Origin of the sequence: Maricurvus nonylphenolicus, assembly GCF_042854845.1 — a bacterium.
GTDB lineage: Bacteria > Pseudomonadota > Gammaproteobacteria > Pseudomonadales > Cellvibrionaceae > Maricurvus > Maricurvus nonylphenolicus.
Map to the genome: position 1 here is coordinate 3,003,782 of NZ_AP031498.1, position 18,018 is coordinate 3,021,799.

At 50.6% G+C, this 18,018-nt stretch carries 17 protein-coding genes; 8 read left to right on the forward strand and 9 right to left on the reverse strand.

Going from position 1 to position 18,018, the window contains the following annotated elements; genetic code table 11:
* The first annotated feature begins 13 nt into the window (after positions 1 to 13).
* Genes ACGHZ6_RS13145 through ACGHZ6_RS13165 form a run of 5 tightly spaced genes read left to right on the forward strand, consistent with a single transcriptional unit; the run spans position 14 to position 6,175 of the window.
* A complete protein-coding gene (locus ACGHZ6_RS13145; protein ID WP_390614419.1) occupies positions 14 to 976 on the forward strand; it encodes a DUF58 domain-containing protein in 963 nt (320 codons plus the stop codon).
* Complete coding sequence (locus ACGHZ6_RS13150) at positions 964 to 1,485, forward strand: DUF4381 domain-containing protein (RefSeq protein WP_390614420.1); 522 nt, start codon at positions 964 to 966, stop codon at positions 1,483 to 1,485. The genes ACGHZ6_RS13145 and ACGHZ6_RS13150 overlap by 13 nt, the downstream gene beginning before the upstream one ends.
* Positions 1,486 to 2,517, forward strand: coding sequence for a VWA domain-containing protein (locus ACGHZ6_RS13155; RefSeq protein ID WP_390614421.1), 1,032 nt, complete (start codon positions 1,486 to 1,488; stop codon positions 2,515 to 2,517).
* A complete protein-coding gene (locus ACGHZ6_RS13160; RefSeq protein ID WP_390614422.1) occupies positions 2,517 to 4,463 on the forward strand; it encodes a VWA domain-containing protein in 1,947 nt (648 codons plus the stop codon). Before ACGHZ6_RS13155 ends, ACGHZ6_RS13160 begins: the two co-directional genes overlap by 1 nt.
* Positions 4,463 to 6,175 (forward strand): BatD family protein, encoded by a 1,713-nt coding sequence (locus ACGHZ6_RS13165; protein ID WP_390614423.1) that lies wholly within the window; start codon positions 4,463 to 4,465, stop codon positions 6,173 to 6,175. The genes ACGHZ6_RS13160 and ACGHZ6_RS13165 overlap by 1 nt, the downstream gene beginning before the upstream one ends.
* Before the next feature lie 93 nt (positions 6,176 to 6,268).
* Here the strand turns inward: ACGHZ6_RS13165 and ACGHZ6_RS13170 are convergent, their stop codons facing one another.
* Both ACGHZ6_RS13170 and ACGHZ6_RS13175 read right to left on the reverse strand, forming a co-directional pair.
* The gene (locus ACGHZ6_RS13170) at positions 6,269 to 6,943 is read right to left on the reverse strand and encodes a putative 2OG-Fe(II) oxygenase (RefSeq protein WP_390614424.1); all 675 of its coding nucleotides are present in this window, start codon (positions 6,941 to 6,943) and stop codon (positions 6,269 to 6,271) included.
* 58 nt (positions 6,944 to 7,001) lie between these two features.
* A complete protein-coding gene (locus ACGHZ6_RS13175; protein WP_390614425.1) occupies positions 7,002 to 8,675 on the reverse strand; it encodes an isovaleryl-CoA dehydrogenase in 1,674 nt (557 codons plus the stop codon).
* Between the two features lie 245 nt (positions 8,676 to 8,920).
* Here ACGHZ6_RS13175 and ACGHZ6_RS13180 point away from each other — a divergent pair, with 245 nt between their 5' ends.
* Positions 8,921 to 9,544 (forward strand): TetR/AcrR family transcriptional regulator, encoded by a 624-nt coding sequence (locus ACGHZ6_RS13180; protein ID WP_390614426.1) that lies wholly within the window; start codon positions 8,921 to 8,923, stop codon positions 9,542 to 9,544.
* Positions 9,545 to 9,547: 3 nt separating this feature from the next.
* Here ACGHZ6_RS13180 and ACGHZ6_RS13185 read toward each other — a convergent pair whose 3' ends face one another.
* Together ACGHZ6_RS13185 and ACGHZ6_RS13190 are read right to left on the reverse strand one after the other, a co-directional pair.
* Positions 9,548 to 10,120 (reverse strand): DUF1415 domain-containing protein, encoded by a 573-nt coding sequence (locus ACGHZ6_RS13185; protein ID WP_390614427.1) that lies wholly within the window; start codon positions 10,118 to 10,120, stop codon positions 9,548 to 9,550.
* Between the two features lie 56 nt (positions 10,121 to 10,176).
* Positions 10,177 to 12,183: a DNA topoisomerase III gene (locus ACGHZ6_RS13190; protein ID WP_390614428.1), complete on the reverse strand. Its 2,007-nt coding sequence runs from the start codon at positions 12,181 to 12,183 to the stop codon at positions 10,177 to 10,179.
* A 142-nt stretch (positions 12,184 to 12,325) separates the two neighbouring features.
* Between ACGHZ6_RS13190 and ACGHZ6_RS13195 the strand changes: the two genes are divergently transcribed.
* Positions 12,326 to 12,988 (forward strand): alpha/beta hydrolase, encoded by a 663-nt coding sequence (locus tag ACGHZ6_RS13195; protein ID WP_390614429.1) that lies wholly within the window; start codon positions 12,326 to 12,328, stop codon positions 12,986 to 12,988.
* Here the strand turns inward: ACGHZ6_RS13195 and ACGHZ6_RS13200 are convergent.
* Together ACGHZ6_RS13200 and ACGHZ6_RS13205 are read right to left on the reverse strand one after the other, a co-directional pair.
* Positions 12,954 to 14,138: an MFS transporter gene (locus ACGHZ6_RS13200; RefSeq protein WP_390614430.1), complete on the reverse strand. Its 1,185-nt coding sequence runs from the start codon at positions 14,136 to 14,138 to the stop codon at positions 12,954 to 12,956. The two genes, ACGHZ6_RS13195 and ACGHZ6_RS13200, sit on opposite strands and share 35 nt — an antisense overlap.
* A 104-nt stretch (positions 14,139 to 14,242) precedes the next feature.
* Complete coding sequence (locus ACGHZ6_RS13205; RefSeq protein WP_390614431.1) at positions 14,243 to 14,563, reverse strand: hypothetical protein; 321 nt, start codon at positions 14,561 to 14,563, stop codon at positions 14,243 to 14,245.
* Between the two features lie 117 nt (positions 14,564 to 14,680).
* Between ACGHZ6_RS13205 and sppA the strand changes: the two genes are divergently transcribed.
* Positions 14,681 to 15,670, forward strand: a complete 990-nt coding sequence (sppA, locus tag ACGHZ6_RS13210; RefSeq protein WP_390614432.1) for a signal peptide peptidase SppA — start codon at positions 14,681 to 14,683, stop codon at positions 15,668 to 15,670.
* A 198-nt stretch (positions 15,671 to 15,868) separates the two neighbouring features.
* Here sppA and ACGHZ6_RS13215 read toward each other — a convergent pair whose 3' ends face one another.
* From ACGHZ6_RS13215 to ACGHZ6_RS13225, 3 genes are read right to left on the reverse strand one after another with little or no spacing between them, the layout of a single operon-like run.
* Positions 15,869 to 16,090 (reverse strand): hypothetical protein, encoded by a 222-nt coding sequence (locus ACGHZ6_RS13215; protein ID WP_390614433.1) that lies wholly within the window; start codon positions 16,088 to 16,090, stop codon positions 15,869 to 15,871.
* 36 nt (positions 16,091 to 16,126) lie between these two features.
* Positions 16,127 to 17,455, reverse strand: coding sequence for a type II toxin-antitoxin system HipA family toxin (locus ACGHZ6_RS13220; RefSeq protein WP_390614434.1), 1,329 nt, complete (start codon positions 17,453 to 17,455; stop codon positions 16,127 to 16,129).
* Positions 17,455 to 17,805, reverse strand: coding sequence for a helix-turn-helix domain-containing protein (locus ACGHZ6_RS13225; RefSeq protein ID WP_390614435.1), 351 nt, complete (start codon positions 17,803 to 17,805; stop codon positions 17,455 to 17,457). Before ACGHZ6_RS13225 ends, ACGHZ6_RS13220 begins: the two co-directional genes overlap by 1 nt.
* Between the last annotated feature and the right edge of the window lie 213 nt (positions 17,806 to 18,018).

The following is an 18,018-nucleotide window of genomic DNA, read 5'->3' on the forward strand; positions in this document are numbered from 1 at the left end:
GCCGACAAGCGCTATGTCCACAACTACAACGGCAACAGAACAACTCCAGGCGCTAAGAGCGCCAACTGGCCCCTATGTCGACTTGGAAGCCATGATCCAGCTGCGTTTCTGCGCTCAGGATCTGGATTTGAGCGCCCGTAAACTCAGCCAGTCTTTACAGGCAGGTCAAACCCGCACGCGCTTTCGCGGCCGTGGTATGGAGTTTGAGGAAGTTCGCCACTATCAGGCCGGTGACGATATTCGCTCAATCGACTGGCGAGTAACGGCACGCACTCAAGTGCCCCACACCAAACTCTACCGTGAAGAGCGTGAACGCCCGGTGCTGGTTGTAACAGATCAGCGTCCAGCGATGTTTTTTGGCAGCCAGACGTGCTTTAAATCGGTTACCGCCTGTTATTGCGCGGCATTAATCGCCTGGGCTGCCCTTAAAAACAATGACCGTATTGGCGGTCTAATTTTTAATGATGTGAACGAACAGGATTTACGTCCCAAGCGCAGTCGCCACAGCCTACTTGCGCTGTTACGTGGATTGCATGAATTTAATCAGGGACTACAGTCTCCGCTTGCAGAAAAAGCGGCTCAGCCTTTATCACAACGCCTGAGCGATCTGCGCCGTATTGCCAAACCCGGTAGCGCCCTGTTTATTATCAGCGACTTTCACGATCTCGATGAAGACTGCCGTGAACAGCTCTACCAGCTGAGTCGGCACTGCGAAATCACCTTATTGCCGATTCATGACCCTTTGGAGGCGACTTTACCGACTAACAAGCTATTAACGGTTAGCGATGGCGTACAACGTAAACAAATTGATAGCAGCAACTCGCAAGCACGTTATCAAGCACATTTTCAGCAGCAACAAAAGAACCTTAAACATCTGAGCGGCCAACTGGGGTTAGGGCTACTGCCTGTATCAACTACTGACAACCCTATTACCTTATTACAACAGCAACTGGGGGCCAGAGCATGCCGCCGTTAAATACCCAGATGCCGCAACAACAAGACCCCCTCGCCCAGCTAAAAGACATCCATTTACCGGATGCCATCAGCGCATGGCCACCGGCACCGGGCTGGTGGATACTTGCCGCTATTTTGGTAGCGTTTGTGATTTGGGGGGGCATATGGTTTGCGCAACAGAAAAAAATAAATCGTTATCGCCAGCAAGCCTTGCAAGAGTTACAACAACTGAACTATCAGGATAATCCTTTAACCGATATTAACGCCCTGCTAAAACGTGTTGCCATGGTCGCCTATCCCGACCATCAGGTTGCCTCTCTTAACGGCGACCAGTGGGTTAATTTTTTACATTCAAGCTGTCCTCAACTTTCTGCAGATACGTTTACGCTATTAGCGCAAGGCCCCTATCAAGACCCTAGCAAGCTTTCAGCTGCAGATATTGATACCCTGAAGACCCGTTGCACCACATGGATCAAGATGCACAGCGCACAAGCCATCCAACAGGCAAATTCAATAGCGGAGGCCGCATAAATGCTAACGCTGGAATTTTTATGGATTTTTGCCCTTCTGCCCCTGCCTTTGATAATCCGTTTTTTATGGCCAACGGCCGCCCGCCAGGACGCCGCCCTGCTGGTACCATTTTTTAATGACCTGCAACATATCGATTCACCGCAAACCTCTCGTATCGACAGCAGTCGCATTAACCTTGGGCTGCTGTGGCTGATATGGGCTCTACTCTTATTGGCTTGCGCCCGACCCACATGGATTGGTGAGCCGATTAATCTGCCTGCCAGTGGCCGTGACTTGCTGTTAGCCGTGGATATCTCCGGCAGTATGGAAACGGCTGATATGAATTGGAATGGCGAGATGGCTGATCGCCTGACAACGGTTAAAGCTGTCGTCGGTGATTTTGTCGAACGCCGCCAAAGTGATCGCCTGGGCTTAGTGCTGTTTGGCAGTAACGCCTACCTGCAAGCCCCGCTGACTTTTGACCGCCAAACCGTTAAACAGCTTTTACACGAAGCGCAATTGGGTTTTGCCGGCGAAAAAACAGCGATTGGCGACGCCATAGGCTTGTCAGTAAAACGCCTGCGTGATCGCCCGGAAGACAGCCGCGTACTGATTCTTCTTACTGACGGTGCCAATACCTCAGGCCAGGTTGAGCCATTGCAAGCCGCTAGCTTGGCTGCACAGGCCAAGGTAAAGATTTACACCATTGGTATCGGTGCTGACGAAATGCATCGCCCCGGGTTATTTGGCTCCAGTTTTGGCAGCCGTAAAATCAATCCGTCTCGAGATCTGGATGAGGCAACCTTAACATCCATTGCCCAGCAAACCGGAGGTCGCTACTTCCGTGCGCGCAGCCCACAGGACTTGGCAGAGATTTATGTGGAACTTGATCGTTTAGAGCCTATCGAGCAGGAAGCGGAAGTTTTTCGCCCCAGTAAATCTCTCTACCACTGGCCACTAGGGGTGGCTTTACTATTAAGTGTGTTGATGGCGCTATTACCACCCCTACTGCAAAGTGCTCAGCGCTTAAGTCGTACGCAGGAGAATGCCTGATGGATAGCCAAGAACTTTTAACTATCTGGCAGGAATTCCAATGGCTGCGCCCTTTCTGGTTACTGGGAATCCCAATCAGCTTGCTGGCTATTGCTCTGCTTTGGCGCGGTCAACAAAGACGTGGTAACTGGAAGCAGATCATAGCCCCCGAACTGCTGCCACACTTGCTGGAAGGCAAACTGCAAAAACAACAAAAACTACCTTTGATTGGCTTACTGGCAGGCTGGATACTTACCTGCCTGGCATTGGCCGGCCCCACCTGGGAAAAAATTCCGCAGCCTATCCATAAAACCGAAAGTGCGCTGGTTGTTTTGCTCGATCTGTCACCGTCCATGCATGCTGAAGATTTAAAACCTTCACGGCTGGTGCGAGCCCGCCTCAAACTCATAGACCTGCTAAAAGAACGCAAAGAAGGCTTAACCGCGTTGATCGCCTACGGCGGCGAGGCACATATCATTACGCCACTTACCGACGACACTCAGACGTTAATCAGCCTTCTGCCCGCATTAAGTCCGGATATAATGCCTCTGCAAGGCAGTAACACCGAAATGGCTGTTGAGTTGGGGTTGCAGCTGTTAGCCGATGCGGGATTACAACGCGGCGAGCTACTGTTAATTACCGATGGGGTTGAGCAGCCTGCGGTTAAAAGCATTAGCAACACATTAACCTCGGCCTATCGCTTATCCGTGCTGGGTGTAGGTACCGATGCTGGGGCTCCTATTCCCATCCGTCAAGGCGGTTTTGCGAAACAGGATGGTGCCATTGTCGTCGCCAAACTCGTTAGCCGTAACTTGAAATCACTTGCCCAGGACAACGGCGGTATCTTTCGTCTATTGAGTGCAACCGATACAGATCTCAGCGCACTTACTGCTCAACCGGATATGATGGATAAGCGCACCCGTGAACTAGAACGGCAGTTTGATATCTGGTTTGAACGCGGCCCATACCTCGCCCTATTTCTTCTACCCTTTGTTGCCTTTGCCTTCCGTCGCGGCTGGGCAGCTGCCATGGCAGTTGTGATGTTTAGCGCGGGCACCTTAACACCACAAACCAGCTACGCCTTTGGTTGGGACGATCTGTGGCAACGTAAAGATCAACAGGGACAAAAACTGCTCGAACAAGAACAGCCCCAGGCAGCTGCCGAAGCCTTTGAAGATAGCCAATGGAAAGCCTCAGCTCATTACAAAAACGGCGACTACAATAAAGCCGCAGAACTCTACGGTCAGGAAGACAGTGCCAAAGCGCACTATAACCGCGGTAATGCCCTGGCCAAACAACAACAATTTGATCAAGCCATTGAAGCTTACAAACAAGCCCTGCAATTGGATCCAGAGCATCCGGATGCACAAACCAACAAAGAACTGGTTGAACAGTTAAAACAGCAGCAAGAGCAACAACAAAACCAACAGGGTCAAGGCCAGAACCAGGATCAAAATCAGCAAAACCAGGATCAACAAGATCAGGGCCAGCAGGGACAGAACCAAGAAAGCCAAGACCAAAAAAACAAGCAAAATCAGCAGGGCCAAGATCAACAGAACCAAGGTCAGCAACAGTCTTCAAACGATCAAAAGCAAGAAAACCAACAGCAAGACAATCAATCGCAACAGCAAAATGGTCAAACTGATCAGCAGCGAGAACAGACTCAGCAACAGAAACAACAAGCTAACGAATCACAACAAGACAAGACCGAGCAACAACAAGGCCAACAACCTCAGGAGACAACCCCTGCAGAGGAACAACAGGCAAACGAACAACAAATGGCCGCTCAGGAAACGGGCGAGCAAAGCGAATCGGATCAGGCCCTTGAGCAATGGTTACGTAAAGTCCCTGACGATCCTAGCGGTCTAATGAAGCGCAAGCTGCAATATCAGCACAACTTGCGCCGTAAGCAATACCGAGCGGGCACTTGGGAGCCCCCCGAGAACGAAGCCAATAAAAGATGGTAATGATGGTAATGACAAGAATCTGCAAACTGACCGTTATCAGCACCCTGCTGATGCTTTTCAGTGTCCAGGCATATGCAGCCACGCTGTCTGCACAGGTAGACAGAAACAAGATTACAGAAGAAGAAACCCTTAACCTACAGGTTCGCTACAACGAACAGGTAGCCTTCGGCAAACCTGACTTTGACATACTGAAAAATGATTTCGACATTCTCAGTAATTCCCAGAGCAACCAATACCGCAGCATAAATGGCCAGGTAGAATCCTATACCCAGTGGCGACTAATGCTCGCGCCTAAACGTACCGGTAAGCTGCAAATCCCGGCACTGAGTTTTAAAGGTGTAAGCAGCCAGGCTATTAATGTAGAAGTGCTATCGGCGGGATCCGGTAGTAGCACAGCAAGTAGCGACAAACCCGTATTTATCGATAGCAGCATCGATAAAAAACAACTGTTTGTGCAGGAGCAACTGCTCTATACCGTGCGCTTAATCACCTCGGTTAATCTGCAAGGTCTGAATGCCGATGAGCTTAAAATTCCCGGCGCGGTTGTAAAACAAGTCGGTGAAAACCAATACCAGCGCCGTATTAACGGCCGCAACCACCTGGTGGTTGAAAGTGTGTATGCCATCTTCCCGCAAAGCAGTGGTGAGCTGACGATTCCACGGTTAAATTACACCGTCACACTGGAAGATATGCGCCAGGACCCCTTTGGTCGCGATCCGTTCTTTAAGCGCGGTGGCAAACGCTTGCGCTTACATGCACCTGAGAAAATTATTCCCGTTATGCCACAACCAGACAACTATCCTGCTGCCACTTGGTTACCTGCCAGTAATTTGAGCCTGGAACAAAGCTGGAGCACAGCCCCTGATCAATTTACCGTGGGTGAACCGATTACCCGTACTATCACCCTAACGGCCAAAGGACTTAGCGCTGCCCAACTGCCTCCTCTGACCATCACAGAACAAAGCGGCATTAAGTACTACCCGGATCAACCGCAAACGGAAGATAGCGTTAGCAATACGGGCATTACAGGTATCAGAACCGAAAGTTATGCGATTGTTCCCACTCGCCCAGGCAACTTTACCCTTCCAGCCGTAGTGGTGAGTTGGTGGGATACCGAAGCCAACCGTATTCGTGAAGTGAGCCTGCCGGTACAAACCATACAAGTTGCTCCGGCTGACGGGCAGACAGCTATTCAACCTGCGCAACCTGAGCAAATCGACATCTCCAATGAAAGCCGCCAGATATCAACCTCAACCACTAACCTTTGGCTAAGTGTTGCGGTTGCATCCATTATTCTGAACATTGCGCTGGCAGGCCTATTATTTTGGCGCTGGAACACATCAGCTCCCGCACCGGTAACAGCTCAAGCCAGTAAACCCAATAGCAACGAAAAACAGGCCTTTAATGCCTTCAAAGCCAGCTGTAAAGGCCAACAGCCACAACCCGTGCGTCAGGCACTGATTGTCTGGGCACAGCAGTTTTGGCAAGAACCGGGGCTAAGTAGCCTTAATCAGATTATTGGGTTAAGTGACTCTGGGACGCTGCAAAGTGCTATTGCTGAGCTGGATGCAGCGCTTTACCAGAACGATGAAGTGCAGGCATGGAATGCGAATAATTTGTTACAGGCGGTGGAGCTGGAAAGAAAGCGGAATATGCAGCAACGCAATGGTAAGAAACAGGCAGATGATGCATTGCCCGAGCTATACAACTAACGCTATGCCCGTAGTTAGCTCTAAGACACTGGATACCCGCCTACGCGGGTATGACATTAATTTATTTTTGAGTAAATTAAGAGAGAGTCGTGCTTAAAAAGTGACATTGGCATTAAATGCCACGGAACGCCTTTCGCCCTCACCGGCAAAGGCTTCCACGCCGTGCAGCAGCCAACCTGGGAAGATATAAAGGTCCCCCACCTCAGGCTTCACACTCATCAACGATTTGTTAAACGCCTGCTTACCGCCAGTCATAAAATTCAAATAACCGGCTTTTCGCCCGCCAATATAATTACGGGTTTGTTCACAGGCTTCGCTCTCATTTAGCTCTGGTACTTTTAAGTAAAATACGCCAGAAATATCCGTGGAGTGGAAATGCATAGGACTCGGCGTATTGGCATACTGACTAACCGCCCAAAGGGTCTCATACTCTAGCGACTTTACCTTTTGCCCTTCGGTTTCTTCGGCATAGCCCATTATATGCTGGGCCAGAATATAACCCAGTGATGCGTCACCACCGGCAGACACAAGACTATCGGGTAATATCACTTCCCTACCAGATTGAAGACTCTCATTGCGAGAAAACTCCGCATCAACTTGGCTATTTAACTGTTCGATTAATGTGTCACTCAAGCGGGCCTTAGCTATCTGAGGACCAAAGGGTGAATAAAAATCCTGAGCAAATTTCCCTCCCTGGGATTTGATTGCCAGAGGTTCAGCCTCGTATTTCTTCAGTGCACGCTGGGAGTTATCGATAATGACAGCCATAAAAAAGCCCACAGGTAATTGTGGGCTTTTTATATCACGCCAAAACGAAGCAATCCACTTATAGCTTTGGCATCGCTCGATCGATAATCGCCTTGCAATCAACACCTTCTGGCAAGGTGCCATAGACCCAACCAGCATTATCCGCAGTTAGGCGCGAAGCACAGAACCCTTCAGCTACTGCGGCATCGCCAAATTGCAACAACAGGCTTCCCTGCAGCGCCAGGGCCATTTTTTCTACAACGCGACGTGCGCGGTACTCAAGCGTAGAAAGGTCGGCAAAATCCGCCTGCAAGCTCTCAACAAACGCATCCAAGCGTGCATCCTTACCCTGGACTTTGCCCACCTCTTGCATAAAGGCATCCAGGGAGCCCGGCGTGCGCTGAATAGCACGAATCATATCCAGGCACTGCACATTACCACTACCTTCCCAGATGGCATTTACCGGTGCCTCGCGATACAGGCGCGGGAAAATACTCTCTTCCATCACACCACTGCCACCGATACACTCCATCGCCTCGTAAGCGTGACCCGGAGTGCGTTTACAAATCCAGTACTTACCCACGGCGGTGCCAATACGCATTAACAACTGCTCGTGCTCATCCTGCTGGTTATCGAGCGACCGTGCCATGCGCATACTCAGCATCAGCGCGGCTTCACTTTCAATGGCTAAATCCGCCAGTACATTCTGCATCAACGGTTTCTCGATCAAGCGATCACCAAAGGCTTCGCGTTGCGCACAGTGGTGCAAAACCTGAGCCAAGCCCTGACGCATAGACGCCGACGAGCCCACCATACAATCAAAACGCGTCATGGCCACCATATCGATAATAGTCGGCACACCACGCCCCTCTTCTCCGACCATCCAAGCTAAAGCTCCACGTAACTCGGTTTCACTGGAGGCGTTAGAAACATTACCCATTTTGTTTTTTAAACGCTGTATTTGCAGCGGATTCTTGCTGCCGTCCGGACGCCAGCGTGGCAACAGGAAGCAAGACAAACCGCCGGGCGCTTGCGCCAATACCAGGAAGGCATCACACATGGGCGCCGAAACGAAATATTTATGGCCCACTAACTCATAAGCTTGGCCTGGGCCACCCTCACCTACAGGGACTGCGCGCGTAGAATTGCGTCGCACATCGGAGCCGCCCTGCTTTTCGGTCATGGCCATACCGATGGTCAAACCATTTTTTTCCTCGTGTGAGACATTACGAAAATCATATTCGCGAGCCATGATCTTTGGCGCCCACTGCTCATAGAGTTCGGGCTGGTGCTTCAGCGCGGGAATCGCGGCCATGGTCATGGTAATCGGACAGCCGTGACCGGCTTCATCTTGCGACATCATATAAGACTTGGCCGCACGGGCCACATGGGCGCCAGGCTTGGGGTCTGTCCAGGGGGAGGAATGCAGGCCATGCTCAATCGATTTCTGCATAAAACGGTGATACGCAGGATGGAAATTCACTTCGTCTTTACGGCGACCATAACGATCGTGAGTGTGTAGCTCAGGTTTGTTCTGGTTGGCCTGATGGCCCAATTCAATCCACTCAGCCGAACCCAAATCCTGCCCCAGCGCCGTTAAATCCTCGGTATCCCAATACCCGCCTTCGCGCTTTACCGCCTCCGTCAGAGCGGTATCGGACAAGTACAGGTTGTAGTTTTCCAGCGGGTAGGACTGGTTTTCAATCTCGTGGGTTTCAGCCCAATAGGCTGTAGATGGCTTAAATTCGGACATGGGGCTCCTCCGTACGTACGGCAATGAGGTAAATGGATTTAACCGCCGCTGATACCTACAGCATAGACAGAGTTATCCGCATATCAGGATGGATCAATCTGGCTAAACCCAAAGAAGTGAATTATAGTTCACACCTTATAAAGTGAACCACAATTCACACCTTGAAACAAGGCTTTTAGATGCCCGCTGCAAGCCTTACACTGTGCGCCAGCACTACTGTCAGGACCCCATGACTAGGAACCCCAATGGCCTACCGCCCCACCGCTAAAACTGAAGCCCGACGCGCCGCCCAACACAAACAACTGCTGGAGGCCGCCATTCGCCTGGTTAGCCAGGGAGGTTTTGCCGCCCTCACCATTCAGGCCGTAGCGCAGGAAGCCGGTATAGCCACCGGGACGGTCTACAAATACTTCAAAGACAAGGCCAGCCTATGCGCCGAGGTTTTTAAGCTTTGTACCATCAAAGAAGTGGAACAGGTCCGCTCGGCCACCCACGACACCAACCAAACGAACCTAAAAGACCGTCTGTGTTACTCCATCCGCGTATTTGCCGAGCGTGCCATTCAGGGCCGCCGCCTGGCCTACGCCCTGATTGCAGAACCCGTGGATGCCCTGGTAGATGCAGAGCGTCTGATCTACCGAAAGGCCTACGCCGATATTTGGCAGGGTTTGATTGAGGAAGGTATGGCCTCGGGCGAATGCCCGCAGCAAATAGCCAGCGTTAGTGCAGCCGCACTGGTGGGTGTTGTTGCCGAATCTCTGGTAGGTCCACTGGCCATGGCAGAAGATGACCGACTGGCGATTGAAAAAGATCAGCTGATTGGCGCTATCCAGGATTTCTGCTGGAGAGCCATCAGCCAAGCCAAATAGACATTAGCGATTCAGATAGGGAAACAACTTCGCCACTTCCGCTTCGGTCAAACTACTTACGCGAGCAATATTGGTTTCCGGAATCTTGTCACTGTCAGGGTAAGATGCCAGCGCCTTTTCCATACTGTCTTCTCGAATAATATGCAGTAGCGGATAAGGGGCTCGGTTGGTGAGGTTTTCTGCATCTTCCGGCAAGGTGCCACCAAACTGGTAATCCGGGTGAAAACTCGCCACCTGATAAATACCCTGCCAATCAAACTGCTCAATTAACGAATCAACCCAGTCGAGGAACTGATTGTAGTCGGCAAAGTCCTGTAGACAATTACTAATCACCAACACCACAGTTTCCAATTGGTTCGCAGGGGTTTGATCGAGGCGCTGCATTTGTGATTGCAAATCCAGCAAGACCTCTTCTTCACGCTCAGCCTCAGACACCACCAAATCAATCAGCCCCTGACGATTGGGCTTATGGGCAAAAGGACACAAATTTAAACCGATTACTACATCCTCAAGCCAACGACGGGTAGCAACAATAGCGGGATGCTGATTATGGAAATGAGAGTCGGTGGTGGTCACAGCAACAGGTCCTCAAACAACAGGCTTTAGCAATACATCAAAGGCTGTATTATATCTTAAGATTTAGCCGTTGCGGTTTTCTTGCGAGTGGTTGTACCCTTATTACCTTTGCGCTTGCGTTTGTACGCGGGCTTGCCTGATGAAAGCCCTTTTAACGCTAATGGCACCACCTGCTGACTTTGCACTACCAACTGCTGCAATTCCTGCTGCAGAGGTAACATCAAATCATCATAACGTGCCAGCCGCTCGCTGATAGCGGTTAGCTGAGACTCCCAACGCGCGGTCATATCTGGCAGAGTTGCTGATTCCGGTAATGCCTGAATAAAACCCTTACCCGCCGGGGTAGCTCTAATACTTTTGCCCTGTCGGGTTAAAAAACCACGCTTAAACAATAACTCCATAATACCGGCGCGGGTGGCCTCGGTGCCCAAGCCATCAGTTTCTTTTAGCACTTGCCTTAACGCCGGATCACCGACAAATCGACTAATGCCTGTCATAGCTGCCAATAAAGTTGCATCGGTAAAGGGCTTCGGTGGCGTGGTTTGCTTATCGACAATGTCGGCATCAATACAGGTCAATATCTGCCCTTTTTGCAGCCCAGGTAAACCACTACGATTAAACTGATCAGCGTCCTCCCCCTCACTTGCAGCGCTGCCTTTCTTTGCCACAGGAAACATAATCTTCCAACCCATTTCCAATGGCTTTTTCGCCTTGGCGACAAATACACCACCGGCAATAGTAATCTCGGCCTTGGCATCCTCGAATTGATAGTGGCTTAAAAACTGCGCCAGGTAATTGCGGCAAATTAACTGATACACCTTTAATTCATTAGCATTTAAGGATTTACTGCGCGCCTGGGTAGGAATGATTGCATGGTGAGCATCTACCTTACTATCATTCCAAGCTTTGGATTTCTGCGAAAAGTTCGCACTCTCTAACGCCTGCCCAAACCCAAGCCCCGATTCTGAAGAGAGCACTGACTGCAAATTATCCGTCACCGCCCGCATCACATCACCGGCTTGACGATGATGCTCAACCGGTAAATGCCGTGAATCAGAACGCGGATAGGTAACCACCTTATGGCGTTCATACAATGCCTGACATATATCCAGCACCTGCTGGGCACTCATGCCAAAGGCCTTGCTGGCATCTATCTGCAAGCTCGATAAACTGTGCGGTAACGGCGGTGCCTGTTTTTTGTTGGCAACCTTGTAGCTGGTCACTTCGGCAGGTTGTCCTACTATGCGACCGGCAACATTCTCCGCTAAAGGCCGCGACAGGTTTCTACCCTGCTCATCCAAATAATCCTGACAGTGTTCACTCGGCTGCCACTTTGCTTTAAAGGTTTGCTTGTCATCGTTTTGGCAGCTTGCCCACACATCAAAATACGGGTGTGGCTGAAAAGCTTCAATTTCCAAATCCCGTCGTACCACCAGCCCCAACAACGGCGTTTGCACCCGCCCGACAGACAAAACGCCCTGATAACCCACCGTTTTACCCTGCAGCGTGTAAGCGCGGGTCATATTAATACCGTATAACCAATCAGCACGACTGCGGGCCAGCGCTGAAACAGAGAGCGCCATAAATTCACGGTTTGGGCGCATTTGACGCAGTGCCTGCTGCACCGCGGGACCATTCAGGTCGCTAATTAAACAACGCTGAACACTGCCGCGTTTTGCCTCGCTAACGCCGGCATAATTAATCACCTCATCAACCAACAATTGCCCCTCCCGATCCGGGTCACCGGCATGCACCAGGTGGTCGGCCTTTTTGATCAGCTTTTTTAACACCGTGAATTGCTTGCGGGTTTTGGGCTTGGGTTGCAGTTTCCACTGCTGTGGAATAATGGGCAGGGTTTCGTGTTTCCAGGCTTTATAGGCAGGGTCGTAGGCATCGGGCTCCGCTTGCTCTAACAAGTGGCCAATACACCAACTGACCACATCGCCATTGGCCAGCTCCAGGCAACCCTCCCCTTTACGCGCCTTGGGCAAGCCGTTTAAAGCCGATAATCCGTCGGCAATAGCACGGCCCAAGCTGGGCTTTTCGGCAATATAAAGGATCATGCAGTCCCCAATTCACGCAACGCAAAACACTGTATAAAGAGACAGTACCGCGTTTTTTCGGATTTCACAAGTCAGCGTGCTATGCTGGGCGCCGTTTTTTGGCCAGTCTTTGTACTAGAAGTTACGTTAAGAAGTGAATGTTATGTCATTATTGCCCTGCATCGAAGTTGAACCCCAATCTCCTGCTACAGCCAGCGTTATTTGGCTCCACGGCCTTGGCGCCAGCGGCCACGACTTTGAACCCATAGTGCCACACCTGCAGCTACCCGAAGACCTGCCAGTGCGCTTTATCTTCCCCCATGCGCCACAAATCCCCGTCACCATTAACGGTGGCATGGTAATGCCCGCCTGGTACGATATTTTAAGCATGGATATTGATCGCAAAATCGACGAAGACCAGATTCTTACCTCGGCGGCAAAAACCATTGAATTAGTAGAACGGGAAATTGAACGTGGTATTGCCAGCGATCGCATTATTCTCGCCGGCTTCTCCCAGGGAGGCGCTGTGGTTTACCAGGCTGCCCTTAGTTATGACAAACCCTTGGCAGGTTTGATGACACTATCAACCTACTTCGCCACCGCGGAATCCATTCAACCGAATGAAGCCAACAAAGAAATCCCTATCCATATTTTTCACGGTACTCAGGATCCGGTCGTACCGGAAGTCTTAGGTATTCGCGCCAAACGTACCCTGACTGATATGGGCTACCAGCCAAAGTACGCCAACTACCCCATGCAGCACGAAGTCTGTCTGGAGCAGATTCAGGATATCAGTCGTTGGTTGCAAGCCTGTTTGAATGGCTAGGTAGCATTAACAAAATCACCAGCAGCGCCATAGGCACCAGACAGATCAACAAAAAGGTCTGCCAACTGCTGGCCGTTAACGCCCAACCTGCCGACAGCGAAGCGACCGCCTGGCAGGAAAAAACCACCACATCATTAACACCCTGAGCTTTAAACTGTTCGCCAGGAAGATACGTCGAAGGCAGTAAAGCCGTACCGGATACAAATAAGAAATTCCACCCAATCCCCAGCAATACCAGCTGCACCCAAAAGCCCGAAACAGACGTGTGGGACATGCCTACCAACACCGTTAATCCATAGCAGACAAGACCAGCTACCATCATCACCTTGATGGAAAAGCGCCGGAACAACCAGGGCGTAAATAACGAAGGTAAAAACATCGCCGCAATATGGCTTTGAATTACCCACTTGGTATCAATCAAGCTATGACCGTGATGGTGATGCATACTGATGGGCGTGGCGGTCATCACAAAGGTCATAATGACAAAACCGACCGCACCGCTAGCCAAGGCTAAACAAAACGCCGGATTACCAAACAACGCCAAAAAAGAACGACGGGATTCAACCACGTCTGCCGTAGAGGCTTTAACTTCACTAAACACCATCATTAAACCCGCAGCCACAACAAAACACACCGCTGTAGCAAGGTAGGAACCAGCATATTCTGTCGCAAACCAGTTACGCCCCTGCACCGCCAGCTCCGGCCCTAAAAACGCCGCAATAATACCGCCGCACATCACCAGCGAAGCCGCCGTAGGCCCTTGTTCGGGTGACACCGACTCCATAGCCGCAAATCGCAACTGCTGCACCGCTGCATTGGTAAAACCCACCATGGCAGACGCTACACAAAACAATACAAAGCTTTCGACACTGAGAGAATAAGCCGCCAGTAAACAGCTAAGCAGCCCTAAAAAAAGATAAAACAGGAAAACGGGTTTACGGCCAAAACGCTGCATGCCCTGCGTAGCCGGAAGAATCCCCAAAGCAGCCCCTATAACCATGGTGGCAATAGGTAAAGTGGCCCAGTCGGCCGAAGGGGCCAGCTTTACGCCAACCAAACTCCCCACCAACATCATCAATGGCGTTGCAGCAAACGCTAACGCATTACAACAAACGAGAATCCAAACCCCAATAAACTGCCGGGAAAACATACCCGATCCACCCCAATCTCTATTTATTCAAAGCCATAGGCATTCAAAGAGTGGACACACTAGCAGCAAACGCCAACAACCTCCACCGACACCTGTAACCCTCACTAACGGTAGCGCGTCCAACGTTGACGCCGCATGCAGTAATCACGCGGCTCTTCCGCCTCCGGTTTAATATCAGCTTCAATATCGTTAAGGACAAATAACGCCATCTTTGTAGGATCGGAATCCGGTGACTTGGCCAGATCTTTCTCCAGCTGCTCGCGCAAGTCTCGAATCGGTAAAATACCTGGAGCCGTTAGCTCACGATAGTAATACTGGTACTTGGCACAGAAATGTTCATTTTCTGATTCACAACCTACCAGCATTAACCCCAAAACCATTAAGGCTGTTACCCGCAAGCCTTCCACTCTTTGTAATAAGTCCATAACCTCTTCCCTTTACTGCGCACTGCTCAAATTATAGGCGTATTTGCCGAAACCGCCCCGTAGGATATGATGTTACACCTTAGACACAATGCTTAACCCAAAGCTTAGGATGCATCTATGAAAAAGTGGTACGGCGGCAACGACATTGACCCCAATGACGAACATCGCGACTGGCGCATGATCGATAAAATCATCGGCGAAACCTTCGAAGAACAAAAGAAAGCCCGCCGCTGGGGCGTTTTCTTTAAACTCGCCACCCTTGCCTACCTGTTTGTTATCCTGATTCTGGCCTACAGCGCCAAACCTGGTGATGCCAGTACCAAAGAAAAACACACCGCCCTTATCCGCATTGACGGCCCTATTGGCGCAGACTCGCCGGCAAATGCCAACGCTGTTGCCGGAGCCCTACGCAAAGCCTTTGATACAGAAACCGTAGAAGGCATTATCCTCGCCATCAACAGCCCAGGCGGCAGCCCGGTACAATCGGGATATATCTACGATGAAATCAAACGCCTGCGCGCCGAACACACCGACACCAAAGTCTATGCTGTAATCAGCGACCTGGGCGCATCTGGTGGTTACTATATCGCTGCTGCCGCCGATGAAATCTACGCCGACAAAGCCAGCCTGGTTGGTTCCATCGGTGTAACCGCCTCCAGCTTTGGCTTTGTCGATTCACTCGAAAAAGTGGGCGTAGAACGCCGCCACTTTACCGCCGGCGAGCACAAAGCCTTCCTCGACCCTTTCAGCGAACTAAAAGACTCTGAAGTGGATTTTTGGAAAACCGTACTGGGCAGCATCCACCAGCAGTTTATTACCGTTGTTAAAGAAGGCCGCGGTGACCGGCTAAAAGACGAAGAAAAACTCTTTAGCGGTTTAATCTGGAGTGGCGAACAAGCCTTGGAACTGGGTTTAATTGATGGCCTGGGTAGCGCTGGTTATGTAGCCCGAGAAGTTATTGAAGCTGAAGACATCATTCTTTATGGCGGCCAGAAATCCCTGCTGAAACGCCTGAGTGAACAACTGGGTGCATCTATCGGTCAATCTTTTGGCCAGGAAGTGAGTAGTACTATAGGCTTGGGGCACACCCCAAAAGTGTATTACTAACCCTGCCCTTCAAATTCAGCACACACTCCCTACACCGCCATTCCCGCGAAAGCGGGAATCCACTTTTCTTTCAAAGAGCTAGCCTGTATCGAGTAAACTTATAGTTGCAGTATTTCTAGCTGAATAGATAGACTTATGCTGCAAGTTGGTACCTAAAGACACTGGATTCCCGCTTTCGCGGGAATGGCGAACTTCGACTTAACTTGCTTCCACCCCACCCAAACTATCCGCCAAATCATCCAACTGCTGACAAGTCGTATCAAATCCATCAACACCCGCCATCGCATAGCGCGCCTTTACTGACAGGCCACCATTACACAAACTGCCTTTAACCCCGGGTACCTCCCCGGACTTTAAATAATTTAAAAACCGTGTAGCCTTTGGCCCGTTGCCAAACGCATAAATAATCTGATTTTCCATACTTCTCATACATTAACCGGCGATTCATCAACCGCCTTATACCATCAATCGAAAGTGCGATTGCACCTCTTCACGCCATGCCTTATCCACGCCCGCCTGCTTGGCAAAGTGTGGCCACTGCTCGCAGGCGGATTTTACCTCATCAATAATTTTTCGCGAGCGTGCAGCCGTTAAATCGGCCTTCTTTCCCACCGCAATTAAATCCTCTTCCGTGAAGTTGTCACGCTTACCATTAGCCGACATCTGATGCTGCGATGTCCACTCACCAACCGGGTTATAGGCATAGGTCACATCAAAGGCCGGCGCCAAAGACCAATTGCCCCGGCGATCCATTAAAAAGGCAATATTTTTGGTGTGATCATCCTGATTGCGCGCCACAATATTAAACACCATACGCCGGTACAACTGCACCAGCGCCTGATGCTCATCACCCATCTGCAACTGACGCACCACCCGCAACGCCTGCTCATAACTGTAAGCACCGGCCATATTAAAATCGAAATGCGCCATCGCACATAACGACTGCATATGTAACTTGCCACCAACTTCCGGGCGATCAAACCGTCGCGTCATAAAATGCGCACGACCACCCTCTTCCATCAACCGACAATCGGCCATATTAATGCCAGCTTCCTGCGCCATTAAATAATAGGCATATTCCAGCCGACCAAACCCCTGCGGGTCGGCCAGCTCTTTATCGCGGTTATTGCCCACACCATCAAATTTCAGTAACCAGTACTGAAAACCCTCATTGTTATCAACCTGGCCGGATCGAACCTCGCCAGTTTGCGGGTGCCAGGCAATTACCGCCTTGGCCCGTGCACCACCCGCAGAAGTACCCACCTGTAAAATAGATTCCAATGCTTGGGCGCTACCGCCTTTATCTAGATTCGTATGAAACGCCTGACGCTCACTCAACACCTGATTGGCCAGCGCCACCAACTCATCAACCTGCAGGGTTTGACTGACAACATCCACACCATCCGTTGCCGGATAAAATTCCAAGGCCCCCATCGCCCGCGAGCCGACATAACACAAACGCTCAACGGGACTAAAACTGGCAGGATCCCGATCCCGCTCCACCAACCAGCGATCAATTAACTGGTTACCGAATTTATCCGGCAAGGCATCGGCCAATAAACCGGGTAAACCTTTGAAGCTATCTCGATTGAGGGTTTCAAAGTAATACACCTTCGAGGCTTTAGGCATCATCAAAGGTGCCACCTCAACCGGTGCATTCAGAAAAGCCGGATCGTAACGGAAAAAGCCCAACTGCCGCTCCACATCCCAGGTCACCACACCCACACGGGTGCCCCACAGGACAACATCAGCTATCTGCTCGGAGGCAATTTCAGCTACAGCCATCAGCTTTCATCTCCCCAAGACCAGTTATTATCGAGCTCGGGCATAGCGCTGCGTTTTTTTGAGGCCCGCTGGCGGTAACGTCCCTGCCTGTCGCGCACCGCCAAGGGGTCCAGCGGAGGCTCAGGTAAGAAGCCCTCCAAAGCCTCGACCTTACCCAAGGCTCGCAGCACAGCCACCAAATTCAGCAGTGATAACCCCTTGCCGCCTTCGGCCCGCTTTAAGGTCCCCAATGAGATGCCAGCTTTTTCCGCAACCTCCGCCTGGGTAATATTGGCCTGCAGACGATAACGCTCCAGCCGATCCCCCAGCACCTGCAAAATCGCTTCGTTACTTAGCTGATCAAAACTCATAGTAATAACCTTTATTTTGCCTCCAAAAACCATACTACATCCAATATATTAACCAATAAACAGTAAATATCAACATTAAAGATAATATATTGACCAATATATTGATTAACTAGGGAGTATCGAGAGCTTAGAGGTTTGATATCAGATGTCATGGATGACCTTATCAGCCCAAGTTTCGTCAAGCGTTGACCATCTTATAAATCTCTTCTGATC